Annotated in this window: 8 protein-coding genes; all 8 read right to left on the reverse strand. The window is 35.5% G+C overall.

Going from position 1 to position 14,163, the window contains the following annotated elements; translation table 11 throughout:
- Positions 1 to 49: 49 nt before the first annotated feature.
- Entirely contained in the window at positions 50 to 1,063 is a 1,014-nt protein-coding gene (locus ACFSAH_RS19680; RefSeq protein WP_379664420.1) for a DUF5017 domain-containing protein, read from the reverse strand.
- 12 nt (positions 1,064 to 1,075) lie between these two features.
- Positions 1,076 to 2,002 carry a DUF5017 domain-containing protein gene (locus ACFSAH_RS19685; protein WP_379664421.1) on the reverse strand — a complete coding sequence of 309 codons (927 nt, stop codon included), beginning with the start codon at positions 2,000 to 2,002 and terminating at the stop codon, positions 1,076 to 1,078.
- Between the two features lie 2 nt (positions 2,003 to 2,004).
- Positions 2,005 to 3,615: a RagB/SusD family nutrient uptake outer membrane protein gene (locus ACFSAH_RS19690; protein ID WP_379664422.1), complete on the reverse strand. Its 1,611-nt coding sequence runs from the start codon at positions 3,613 to 3,615 to the stop codon at positions 2,005 to 2,007.
- Positions 3,616 to 3,627: 12 nt separating this feature from the next.
- Positions 3,628 to 6,792, reverse strand: a complete 3,165-nt coding sequence (locus tag ACFSAH_RS19695) for a SusC/RagA family TonB-linked outer membrane protein (protein ID WP_379664423.1) — start codon at positions 6,790 to 6,792, stop codon at positions 3,628 to 3,630.
- 82 nt (positions 6,793 to 6,874) lie between these two features.
- On the reverse strand, positions 6,875 to 8,143 hold the full coding sequence (locus tag ACFSAH_RS19700; RefSeq protein WP_379664424.1) for a T9SS type A sorting domain-containing protein: 1,269 nt from the start codon (positions 8,141 to 8,143) through the stop codon (positions 6,875 to 6,877).
- A 153-nt stretch (positions 8,144 to 8,296) separates the two neighbouring features.
- Positions 8,297 to 8,956, reverse strand: coding sequence for a hypothetical protein (locus ACFSAH_RS19705; RefSeq protein ID WP_379664425.1), 660 nt, complete (start codon positions 8,954 to 8,956; stop codon positions 8,297 to 8,299).
- A 518-nt stretch (positions 8,957 to 9,474) separates the two neighbouring features.
- A complete protein-coding gene (locus ACFSAH_RS19710) occupies positions 9,475 to 11,439 on the reverse strand; it encodes an FG-GAP repeat domain-containing protein (protein ID WP_379664426.1) in 1,965 nt (654 codons plus the stop codon).
- Between the two features lie 211 nt (positions 11,440 to 11,650).
- Positions 11,651 to 14,119 (reverse strand): phosphoenolpyruvate synthase, encoded by a 2,469-nt coding sequence (ppsA, locus tag ACFSAH_RS19715; protein WP_379664427.1) that lies wholly within the window; start codon positions 14,117 to 14,119, stop codon positions 11,651 to 11,653.
- Between the last annotated feature and the right edge of the window lie 44 nt (positions 14,120 to 14,163).

Raw genomic sequence — 14,163 nt, forward strand, 5'->3', positions numbered from 1 at the left:
TTTTTATAACATTAATCTTTGTAGATACTTGTTATTATCAACCCTTAATTTATGGTATTATGCTTACGTTTAGTTTTCTGATAATTTCTGGTTGTTGATTTGACTGGGTATTTGATGCAATAAATACCACTTCATAATTACCTGCTTTTTTATACACGTATTTATAAACCATTTCATTTTTGCCTTTTTGGGCAATAATTACCGTGGGTTTATCTTTTCCGGCATTAAATTGAGGTAGCGCTAATGGATCACTTATAGCATAACCTTCTTTAAATGGGCCTGTCATATTATTGAAAACCCCATTCCACATTACCTGCGTAGACGTAGTAGTAGGAAGACTCCCTGATTGTTCTGCAGCTGCAGGATTCAATACCCATTGAAAACCAAAACCATTTTGATTATACAATTGACTTGAAAGTGATGGATTATCTTCTACAACTCCTTGCAAACTAGAGTTAACTACTCTAAACTGTACTCTATTCGAAGAAGCTTGTGTAGTACAATACCAAGCCAAATAAACTGGTTTTCCTTCTTTAAAGATGTCCGATATATCTGAAACACCTGAATTTGTGTAATTAGCTATATCTCCTGGAATGGTTGGTAAAGAAAATCTATTCGTAATATTTTTCCATGTTGCCGCTTTCACACTAGTATAAGCATTAATACTATTTTTATCTCCATTAAAATCTGTGGAATACATTAAATGGGCACAATCCCAATTAATTTCAGTATTATTATTAGGTGATTTACCAGACTGAAAACTAAGATTAGCAACAACATCATAGAACCGTTCTGTATCCTTATAAGCATAATCATTACCTACAGCACCGGAATAGAAATTGATTAAATCTGGATTACCTTGCAATATAAATCTAACAGTATCCCCTACTTTTATTGTATTGCTTCCTTCCACACTTGCTTCAAATTCCATTGTCTTTGGAGCAGTAGGATCCTCCACATCTATTTTCGGACGCTCGATAGCTTCTTCCGGATCTTTATTACATGACGCCATCAGTGCCAGCACACTTAGCATCAAAGTATATTTTTTTATGTTCCTTTTCATAACCATTTTTTATTATTCAATAGTTAGCTTTATTCTTTTAACGGTTTCTTTTCTTCCATTAAAATTCACATTATAACCTACAAAAACGACTTCATACTCTCCTGCTTTATCAAAAGTGTAGAAATATTCTGTCACGTTTTCGTTCTGAATACTTTTTATAACCTCATGCTTATCAAGACCTAAATTCATCTGTTCAGAAATAGCTACAGGCCCACTAATTGCGTAACCTTCTTTAAATGGTCCAGTTGTATTATTGAAAGTACCGGTCCATAGAATTCGAGAGGTATTAACATTGGGCTGGGTAGCATCCAGACTAGCGGCTTCATTTAAAACCCACCTAAAGTCTAGCTTTACTTGAGAATATAACACACTGGAAGGATTGTTAGCGTCCAATGATTCACCATTTATATTGAAATCCGATACCTGAAATTGTGTTCTGCTTGAAGCTTCATTCGTTTTACAGCGCCAGGCAAAATAAACGTTTTTCCCTCCTTCAAATAAATCTGCAATATCCGCAGTACCAGAATCAGAAAAAGAAGCTGATGTGCCTACAATGGGAGGAATATTAAACCTATTGGATATACTAATCCAATTTGCAGCCTTCACATTTTCATAAGTATAGTCTCCATTAAAATCGGTAGTATAAAGCAAATCGGCACAATCTTCATTATTTCCTGCATATTTTGCAGATCTAAAATTTAAACTAGGTATTATTTCATAAACACGATCTTTATCGTGATAAGTATAATCATACCCAACTATTCCTGAATAGAAATTTATCATATCAGGACTCCCTTCTATCTCAAACCTAATCCTTTCTCCTACTGCATAAACATTTTTCTCTGTTGAGACATTAAAAACAGGAGCTGAGACCTCATAAGGATCTTTACATGCTGCTACTCCAAGCAACATTCCTATAAATGTTAAATACTTTTTCATCTTTACCATCCTTGATTTTGAACTAATTTTTTATTAACTCCCATTTCATACGAAGGAATTGGCCACCACTCATCTTTACGATCCACGCTTCTGAAATATCTTCTTGCTCTTACATAATAAGAAGACGTATAGGTTTGTGGAGTTTCTGCTTCGCGGGTAACCATATTATCGTAAAATATTTTCCAACGAACCACATCATTTTTACGCATCATTTCAAAACATAACTCTCTGGGGCGCTCGTTTCTTACTTCACGCTGAAAGCCGATATAGCTGATATCTTTAAAATCAGTTGCCGTATTAGCCGTTTTTGGATTTAACCCCAGTCCTCTTCTTTTCACCATATTCAAGTACTCCAATGCATTATTGTCTGCCCCCTTATAATATTCGTTATATGCTTCTGCGTACATCAATAACACATCAGAATACCTCAATAATGGAAAATTCTGTGGCGTTTGAGATTGTAATTTAGGTAATACAACTTCATATTCTCTTCTGAACTTTCCACAATGTCTCTGATATTTGGAATCTGCAGCTCCCCAATTTGTAAGTTTAGCTACTCCTTTATTATCCGGATCTTCTACATAATAGAATGGTGCTACATTCCAGTCTCTTCTCAAGTCATTTGCATCATATAATCCATGTAAATAATCTGTACACCTTAAAGCTCCAATAGACAATCCTATAACATTATCAATAACCGGGTTCTTGATCCCATTATTTCTGCCAACCATACCAGCTGTTGGATACACTCCTGTTCCATCGCTATGGAATTCTACTTCAAAAATACTTTCTTTGATATCATACTTATCTTGCGCATAATTAATAAAAACCTGTTGATATGAAGGATTTAATTCATGATACCCCTCATTAATAACCCTGCCGGCATATATCATAGCATCTTTGTAACGTTCCTGCTCATTATAAGGATATCCTGCTAAATAAAGATTTACTCTGGCCAACATCCCCCATACTGCTGATTTTGAAACACGACCTCCAACCCCTACTTCCTTGGCTGTTTTCACCCATGCAGCTGCTTTTTCCATATCTTCCAGTATCTGTGTATAAACTTCTCTTCCAGATGCACGCTCCTGTTGCAATTCTGATACAGTTGCATTCTTTACTGGTTTTAACACCAATGGTACTCCCTGAAAGCGGGTTACCAGCATCAGGAAATAATAGCCTCTTAAAAATAATGCCTGCCCTCTGATATCATTACGCCTGCTATCACTGATAGCAATATTCACATTATCTACATTTGCCAATAAATTGTTTGCTCTATCAATTCCCGCATAACAAGACCGCCAGTAGTTTTGTACTTTAGCATCAGTAGATTCTACATTATAATCTCCTACTGTATTTTCATCTGAACTGTAATCTTCATAAGCTTCATCAGCTTCCAATCCCATCCTCCCCAACATATTGTTACCGTATAAATTACCATCAGCCAGTGCTGCATAAACACCATTTAAAGCATAATTTAGCTCTGCTTCTGTAGCATAATAAGTTTCTTTCTCCATCACATATTTAGACGGATTGACATCAAGAATATCATTACAAGAGGTCACTAAAAAAAGTACTCCTACTACACTTATTTTTTTTAGTATATTTTTCATCTCTTTATCTGTTTAAAAAACTACTTTAGCACCAAATGAAACTGTAAAATTTTGCGCATAGGCCGAATAATCGAAACCTGGTGTCAAAATAGAGTTACGGGTAGAAACCTCGGGATCTAAACCTGAATATTTTGTCCAGGTATAAAGATTCTGTGCTGCCATGCTTAAGTCTAGGCTAGAAATTTTATTACGCAACCATTTCTTAGGCAATCTGTAAGCTAATTCTACCGTTTTTAGCCTAATGAATGAACCGTCTTCCAAGTGCTTGGTTGAGAAATAGCCTGCGGGTCCAAATCCTCTTGTCCTGAATTGTTCATTTGATGGATTATCTTCTGTCCACCTATCTGCATAGGAAGTAAATTGATTAAGTCCTGGCCTTCCAGTACTGTTACCCTCAAACATTAAACGGTTAGCATTCATAACATCATTACCATAATTCCATTGAAAAAACACATTGAGACTTAGGTTTTTGTACTGAAAATTATTGTTTAAACCACCATAATGTTTAGGTAAGGTCCGTCCCATAATAATTTTATCCTTATCATCAATAATTCCATCGCCATTGATATCTCTATATTTGATATCGCCCGGTTGTGTTTTTGTTCTGTCTTCGTAAAGAGAGGGTAATCCATCTTTCAATACATAGGATCCGGTAGACATTTTATCAAAATCTGATAGTTGATATACACCATCCCACATCAACCCATAAAAAGAAGACACGGGCATTCCTATTTGTGTAATGTACAGATTGGCTGCATTCCAAGTCCCTGTAAACGCTGGATTAGAGAACATTGTTTTCTCATCTTCCGTTAATGCAAGTACTTTATTCTGGTTAAACGAGATGTTAAAGCTGGTACTCCATTTAAAATCTTTTTTATGGATATTCACAGAATTTACTTCTACCTCAAACCCTCTGTTACGGATTGAACCTATATTTCTATATATTTTAGGATATCCACTTATATATGGTGCATTTGAGTACAACAGCAAGTCCTTCGTGTCTTTATTATAAAAATCTAAGACAAAATTTAATCTACTTTTGAATAGTGATAACTCATAGCCAATATCTAACTGATAGGTCGTTTCCCATCTCAGGTCTTTGTTACCAAAATTAGACATGGTTAATGCAAAATCCGGAACGGAAGAACCTGTGCCAATACCATAAAAATCTCCCATTGCTACCACATTGGATGTAGCAAAATCATTAATACGATTATTACCTGTTGCTCCCCAACTTATTCTAATTTTCGAATCGTCAATAACAGCTACCTTCTTTAAGAATTTTTCTTGCCCTACCCTCCAGGCTGCTGCAAATGAAGGAAAATAGCCCCATCTGTTCTGTGGAGCAAATTTTGAAGATCCGTCTGTTCTAAAGTTGGCCGTTAACAGATATTTACCTCGGTAATTATAATTCACTCTCGCTAAATAAGAAGCTAGCATATTTCCTGTTGCTGGAGATAAAGGATCTTTAGGATACCCTGTGCCCAAAGCTCTCATCCTCATTTCTTCATTAGGAATTTTAATAGAGGTAAAAGCATATTTATTCTGCTCCTGCCCTTGTATGGTAACCCCTAACAAAGCATCCAATCTATGCCTGGAGTTAAACTTTTTATTATAAGTAAGGGTATTTTCATTTACCCAATCTGTTAAACTATTTTCAGCGAACCCTCCATGCATACCATTTACATTATTTGCCGATGGATACCCCCTATAAGTTTTTGAATTATTAAAGTACTCATCTCTCACTATTCTGGAATTATAACCTCCCCTTACATTTAATTTCATGTTCCATGGCAAATTATAATCAAGTCCCAGGTTAGCTGTAAAAAAAGTTCTGTTTTGCTGCCTATACTCGTTATTAGTGGAAATTATTGGATTCATAACTAACAAGGTTTCGCTACTTTCTCCATCGTCATCAAACAAGAGATCTTCCAAATTCCCTGTAGTAGAAACCGGACGGTAGCCCCAGGTTCTGTACATGATGTACGTGGCATACGAATTATTCCCTGATGCTTGCTGATTGGTTAACTGACCGTAATTTTTATCTTTTGAATAACTCAGGTTCAGATTAACCTTTAGCTTTCTATTGACCTGTTGTTCTACCCTTGCCCGTCCCTGATATCTGCTAAAACCTGAATTGATGATTACACCATCCTGATCTACCAGATTTCCGGAGAAAGCATATTTGGTATCCTTATTGCCACCTCGCAACGATATATTGTGATTTTGCATAGGAGCTGTTCTGAACAACTGATTTTGCCAATCGTGGCCTGCTATATTCTTGTAATCATCCAAAGTACGTCCGGGACCAGTAAGATATGTTTTCTCTGCACCGTCTATACCTGGATTAAGTTCTAACTGGTACTTAACAAATTCGTAAGGATCCATCATGTCCATAAATTTGTTAGCTTTTTGCAGACTATAGTTAAAATTATAAGTTAATGTTGGTAAACCTTCTTTACCTTTCTTGGTTTCTATAATGATTACTCCATTTGCCGCCCTACTACCATAAATAGAAGTTGCAGAAGCATCTTTTAACACCCTAAAATCTTCTATTTCTTCCGGATTTAAAGACGACAGGCTAAAACCTTCTATTGGAAAACCATCTACTACATATAATGGTGAATTATCTTGGGTAATAGAGTTTCCTCCACGGATAATAATATCAGACTCTTCACCTGGCTGTCCTGAAAGCGCACTCACCTGTAAACCAGCGACCCTCCCGGCTAATGCTTGTGCCACATTAGGAACCGGGGCTCTGTTGAGATCTTCTACTTTCACTTCCGAAAGTGACCCCGTAAAGTCTTTCTTGTTTACTGTACCATATCCAATAACTACAACTTCTTTTAAAGCTTTTAAGTCTGGTTTCAACTTCACAGTTTTGGGAAAATTCTTTGCTGCGATATGGATAGTAGTATAACCTATATAAGCTATCTCCAGCGTTTCATTTTCTGCAGCGCGTATACTAAACTTTCCATTTATATCGGTTATTGTCGAACGTTTGTTATCCTCCTTTACTTTAACATAAACCCCTACCAAAGGATCGTTATTTTCTGCATCCAGTATCTGACTGTTGATTACCTTACGTGGATTTTGTTGGGCAAAAAGATTCACCACGTTTAGCATAAGCAACACACAAAGAAAAATGCGAATTGGTATTTTTTCTCTAACCTGCATATATTTTTATATTTAATTTAATTTTCTAAGATTAACTTCTGAAGGTGTGTAAAAGCTCATCCTGTTTATTAATATATTCTTATTACCAAATAAATTTGGTTCCTACGGTTTTATTATCTGTTGTTAGATTGATCATGTAAACTCCAGAAGAAGCATTAAATGGTAGTTCCAACTTGTTATCTCCTGCTGATAGATTAACTTCTTTTTTGTAGATTAAACGACCGGTAACATCTACAATCTGCAGTGTACCCTTACCGCCCTCTGTACTATTTAATCTTAACTCAATAGAGGATTCTTTTTGATATACCTTAATTGCATCTTCGGTTTCTAAAGTATTTTTTATAGAGATAATAGCAGATTCCTGATATTGTCCATCAATGTCTACCTGACGTAACTGATAATAATTGGTACCTATAAATGGTTCGTAATCTGTTAGACTGTAATTGTTAATTTGTGTACTGTTTCCTGCTCCGTTCTGACTGCCTACAAAAATATCTGGCTTTCCGTTCGCTGATTTATAAACTTCGAAATGTGAGTTATTTTCTTCTGAAGCTGTTTGCCAGTTTAATTTGATTCCGTTAGGTGCTTTTGTAGCTTTAAAAGAAGTAAGTTTTACGGGGAGAGTAGTGATCCCTTTTATATTCAAGACATCATAATTAATAGGCGTAGTTGTCATTGTTTTGCCTAAAGCAAAATTATACCCTTTAGCAGTCGCATCAGCCACACCTGTCATATCTAAAGTGTTCCAGAAATATAAACGTAGATAGACGGTAGAAGTTGAAGTAAGATTCGTTAACCCTGTTAGCGTTACTGTTGGCTGGACAACACCATTATTTGAGGGATCAGTACTTATTACCTGATTATAAAATTCATTACGTATGTCTCTTTCAGCATGTAGTTTATTAGCTAAGAAAGAATTTTCATCGGTACCATTTATGCTATATGTCCAAACATAAGCATTTGGCGATTTATCAAATTCTCTTCTAATCTTAAAATCAAGAGTACCTAAAGAAACCGTTTCCCCTGTTTTTGGCTGTAATATTATTTCATAATAAGTACCAGTACTAAGTGCTTCTGCAAATGTGGTTGGCATTGTTCCCGTACTTTTTATATCTCCACCAAAACCTGCAGAGTTACCAGTTATACCCACAGTAGTCAAATTTGCACCCATTGTTATTTTCGGTAAAGTTTGAAACGTTGCACCAGTAGTGCTATATGCTGCTACTTCCGTTAACTTTCCATCAATAGCAGTTGGAAGCCTAAAGTTCCAACCAACTAAAAGATCCTGTGCATTAATAGTATTGCCAAGCCCTAGAATCAATGCAATTGTCATAAAGTAAAGTTTTTTCATAACCATTCGTTTTTAAGTTGTTTATAATTAATTATTTCAAAGAGTATGTTTTAAAAATTTCCGTCATCCGACTGTAGTGGAGGAATCTTTTTCAGAAGTTTTTCGGTCTGAAATTCCTCCACTCCCCATGGTCGGTCGAAATAACAAGAATATTTATTTTTTATCTGTTTCTATGCTTCCTTTAATAGCCAATACCGGGCTCCCTTTCGCATTAGATTTACCAAAGCCAAAAGCTATGGCACCAGTTTTTTCTGATATTCCTCCCCAGGCATATATTCTAAATGTTATTGTTTTAGACGATGGAACGTTTTGTAAATCTTTATATTCGGTTAAACTGATTGACTTTTGTTTTATTCCGTTATTATTAAGGTCATTAATAACTACATCTTCATTTCCAACTTCTTTAAAATTTTTACCATCTAAACTGTACATCCAACGATAGATATGTGCAGACTCTGCTTGTCTCCTCAACACTGCATCTAATGAAGAAAGAGAAACTTTATTTCCTTTCTTTGCCTGTATAGTGAATTGATAATAAGCTCCAGATTTTTTTGCATCTTCTTTAGTGGCATCAATCGGAAAATTACCGCTAAAACCTCTTGCATTACCTTGCTTTGCAACAGCACTTGGTCCCCTTGTTAATACTGATTGTTCCAGATTTTCATTATTGATAGTAGCATTAGCCGAACGATCTTTACCTGTTGATGGTTCTGGCAACGCAAATTGCCAGGCTACTATTTGACTGTATCCCACTGCACTCATTAACATAAACAAGCTTAAAAGCAATACCCTTGATAAAACCGTCTTCTTCATAATGTTCATTTTTAAATATTAATTATACTGTGTTGATTAATTCTTGATATCTACTAAACTCTCTGAGGAATCTCTCATAGCTATTGCCAGAACACGAAACTTAACTCTATTCGTTCTATTTAAAATGCTTACATAGAATACTATAACAAAAAGAAAAAAACGACCGTATAGATTCCAATATTGATAGTTATCAAAACTAAACAGCACATATTCATCTTGTAGAATACTATTATTTCCTTTCAATATTTTAAAAAAACCAGTCATTTTAAACCGAAACTATTAGGTGCTTATTGGCTAGAAAAGCTTATAATATTAAAGGTAGTGAACTTAAAAAAGCATCTTCTAACCATACTTATCTTATATATGTATTATATTATCATAAGCAAACAATGCGAAACAAAAAGACGTCATTCTGTTCTAATTTTTTGTTATAAATTTCATTTTTTGGATTAAACGAATCCCTTCACCATCCCTTCATAGGATAATGCAAGAAAGAGTTTTTGAAGTTTAAACTTTATTTACCAGCTCAGATCTTTCCTGTCATAATAAATAAAAGTTCCGTACTCTGTACCCACCACTAAATTCAATGTTTTGCCATCTCCTCCTAAATAGCCAGTTGTCGGGGCACATTCATGCGCTCCCAAAAGAATATCTTCCCCTTTAAATTTCATCATACGAGGATATTCAAATACAGGTTGCGCATCTGTACCTGCATTTCTAAGGAATAATACCGCAGCGCCTTCATTTTTCTTTTTGCGGTTATAAGGTAATCCTGTTATAGGGTTTGGAATGGAAGCTCCTCTTCCCGTTCCCACCAACATATCTTTTACACCATCACCATCCCAATCTACAATGTGTATTTTAGCTCTACCAAATTGTCCACCTTTACGGCGATGGCCATTAATATACTTACCATCTGTTAATTTTAGCTTTCCTCCATCTTCAACATTATAGGTATCTAACTGGTAATAAAGATGAAAATCATTATCTCTATCCAAAATCACATATACATTTTCACCATTCATTTCAGCTACTCCCGGTATAGAACGCCACCCTCCGTGTACATTCATACCATTTACATAAAGAGATCGCTCTACATCCAACTGTGGTTTTGTTTTGCTGCCTTTATTTATATAAACCATAAATTTCCCCCGGCTATCTCCTGTAAGGATATCTGGTAATCCGTCTTTGTTCCAATCGTAAACTACCGGACAAGTATAGCCCCATCTGGCTTCGCCCGGGCCTTGTATATCTTCCCGATAACCCGGTTGTACATGTATTTTTTCTCCACCTGCTTCCAGCGTTACTGGATTTTGAAACAAGGGATTTATATTAGAACCTGTATTTTTAAAGAAAAGAATATTTCCTGCCGAATTTCCTGAAACAATATCTAAAACACCATCTCCATTCCAGTCTGCCATACTTGGAACAACTAAAGATCCTCCGTATAAAACTGCTTTTTCCTGAAAAATAGCAGACGGATCTTCAAAAACAAGATTGCCTTTTTTATCTTTTTTCCCAATATTTTTATAGAAGAAAATCCCTCCTTCGCCTGAAGTCAACAGTCCTTTTGCACTTCCCGGTCCATTAAAATATACAGGATAAGCATTAATGGTAGGGTTACGTTGCAATATTTCTTTCTGATTTACAATATATCTTGTTTGGGACAAACCATTCTTTTCTATTTTATAGACATGAATATTACCCAATCTTGTACCACACACCACATACCTGTCGTTGTTTTCTGTACGATATCCGGTGTACCCACTAATTCCATAATAAGTTTGGTTTAAATCTGTAAGTGGCTGTGCATTTAGCGATTGAATATCTTGTAAATTATCTACATAAGCTCCATAAATCCCCACCTCAGGTAATTCGTTAGGCCAAAAACCTTCCGGAGTATAATATGCGCTATCGACTTTCATTTTTACAACTGGAGATGTGGCTTCCTTGGCTACAGTAAATAGAAAAAGATATTTCCCTTCTGCAGTTTCTACTACTCCAAAAGTCGAAAAACCTCCGGGCAAACCATTTACAGCTATATTTTGTGACTGTTCAAAAGCATTTGTTTTCTTATCGAATAAGGATGCTTTAATGGATTCCCCACTAGAACGCCAGAATCCATATATTTTCTTAGCTTGATTTTGAATAACTACTCCTTTAGTCTGTCCTGCATCTTCAAAAGGTAGTTTTATTTTTATTCCTTCAGAAAACACAGGTTCTCCTTTATCTGTTAATTTTTTAAAATGGTAAAGATATGTACCTGGCGCTCTGGCGTCTGCCTGCATAAAAACATCAGGAAACTCATCGTCATTAGCTGTCGCTATTCCCATAAGCACTCCTGTTAATGATGGTAAAGAAAAATGTCCTATTCCACCAGGAGAACCATTTTTAATAGCTTGACCACTAACAAGTCCATTTTGCGAAAAAACTTGACTCGCACCAATTAGCAGTAAAACAAACAGATTTAGTAAACGTAGCATATTCAAAAAATTGATATTTATTTTAGGTTTTAAGAACTTCTAAAGTAGTTTTTTTTATGATTACTTTTTATTACGATTATTATCGTTTGTATCACAATATTTAGCATAAAAAAACCTCCGAGGGTCATTTCCCCTCGAAGGCTCGCATAAAAATTAAGTAAAAATTGGCACTATAGATCTTTATTTACAGCTTACCCGATAGCTTTCCTATTTATTTTAATCTGAAAGCTGCCATATTATGTGCTACTGTAAATGCTTTTTTCCTGAATTTGTTTTCTACTTGGGCTATTGCTTCTACCGTTGTAGCAAATGAATCTGGAGTTACCGAGATAGTATCAATCCCCTCTTTAACCAAAAACTGTGCAAAATCCGGAAAGTCAGATGGTGCCTGACCACAAATCCCAACTTTCACATTTTTATCTTCTGTAGCTTCCAATAACATTCTTATCATTTTTTTGATGGCAGAATTTCGCTCATCATAAAGATGTGCTACTTGTGAGGAGTCTCTGTCCAGTCCAAAAACTAGCTGTGTTAAATCATTAGAACCTATTGAGAATCCATCAACATATTCTGCAAATTCTTCTGCCATAATAAAATTAGACGGCAATTCTGCCATTAAATACACCTGCAACCCATTTCCTCCTCTTTCAAGGCCGTAACTTCCCATTACCACATAAACTTTCTTTAGTTCTTCTACAGTACGACAAAAGGGAACCATCACAATCACGTTATCTAAACCCATCTTATCTCTCACTTTTCTAATTGCCTTGCATTCCAAACCAAAGGCATCTTTATATACTTCAGAATAATATCGTGATGCTCCCCTCCAACCTATCATCGGATTTTCTTCTTCTGGTTCAAAATATTTTCCTCCTTTTAAATTGGCATATTCATTACTTTTAAAATCAGAAAACCTAACAATAACATTTTTCGGATAACAAGACGCTGCTATCTTGGCTATTCCCTGCGAAAGCTTATCTACAAAATAATCTTCTGCACTTTTATAATTAACTGTAAGTAATTCTATTTCTTTTTTTAACTCTTTATCTGACAAACTTGCCGTATTAAGTAAAGCTAAAGGATGTATCTTAATATAATTATTGATAATAAACTCTAAACGAGCCAATCCTATTCCACCATGCGGAAGCTCAGCATATTTAAAAGCTGTATCTGGCGAACCTATATTTAACATTACTGGGGTAACTGTTGCAGGCAAATTATTTAAGTCTAACACCGATTGCTCTGTAGCAAGTACTCCATTATAAACAAAACCAGTATCTCCTTCTGCACAGGAAATAGTTACTTCCTGTCCTTCTGTCAACACACTCATAGCATTAGTGCATGCCACAATAGCAGGAACACCTAACTCACGAGCTACAATTGCTGCATGGCAAGTCCGCCCACCTTTTTGGGTTATTATGGCCGATGCTATTTTCATTAAAGGCTCCCAATCCGGATCAGTCATCTCTGCTAACAAAACGTCTCCTTTCTGAAAGTTTATACCAAATATTTCTTCTTTCAGCCCTGTTACTTTCTTTACCTTTCCTGCTCCTATCTTATTTCCTATAGCAATGCCTTGTAATAATTTCTCTTTATTTTCCGATGGCTTGATAGAGTAGTTTACTATTTTATTTTTGTTTACAAGAGAATGAACGGTTTCTGGTCTGGCCTGTAATATATAAAGCTGTTCGGTATGACCATCTAAGGCCCATTCCACATCCATTGGACACCAGTACCCTTTTAATTCTGAATAATATTTTTCTATTTGTGACACCCACCTTGCCAGTTGAAGAACATGTTCGTCTTTCAAACAAAAAGATCTGGCTTCTTCTTCAGTAGTAGAAACAATATCTACTCTTTTTTGAAAAGAATCTGAATATATCATCTTCTGGTCTTTTGAACCCAATTTCCGTTCTATAATTGAAGGGTATCCTTTATCTAATGTAGGTTTATGAACAACAAACTCATCTGGCGCAACAGCTCCTTCTACAATAGGTTGTCCCAATCCGTAAGATGCATTTATAACTACCACATCTTTAAATCCTGTTTCCGTATCCAAAGAAAAAGCAACGCCAGAAGTTCCTATATCTGAACGAACCATTTTTTGCACACAAACAGACAGTGCTATCTGCTGTTTTCCAAAACCAAAACTTTTCCGATAACTTATAGCTCTTTCTGTATATAATGATGCAAAACAGTTTTTTATCGCGTTTGACAAGCTTTTTATTCCGCAAACATTCAGATATGTATCTTGCTGACCAGCAAATGAAGCATTTGGAGAATCCTCTGTAGTAGCTGAAGATCTTACAGCAACATCTACATTTTCTGTGCCGTATTCGGCAGAAAGTTTCTCGTAAGCTTCTTCTATTTGTTTTCTTAAATGATAAGGAAAGTGCCCCTCTATAATTCTTTTCCTAATAGCTTCACTAGATTTCTTAAGCAGCAGTAAATCGTCAGAATCTATCTCTGATAAGGTTTTGGTAATAAATTCATCCAGATAATTATATTCTAAAAAATCGTAATAGCCTTTTACCGTAATAATAAAACCACCAGGAATTTTGATACCCAAAGATTCCATATTTTTTATCATCTCTCCTAAAGAAGCATTTTTTCCTCCTGCAATATTGATATCGTTAATATTTACCTGACTTAGATTTAGAAGAATCGGCGGTCTTTCCATATTTTTTTGTTTTTGACTTTGCTAATATCAAAGAATAAAACAAA

The sequence above is a fragment of the Pseudopedobacter beijingensis genome (assembly GCF_042678145.1).
Taxonomy (GTDB): domain Bacteria; phylum Bacteroidota; class Bacteroidia; order Sphingobacteriales; family Sphingobacteriaceae; genus Pseudopedobacter; species Pseudopedobacter beijingensis.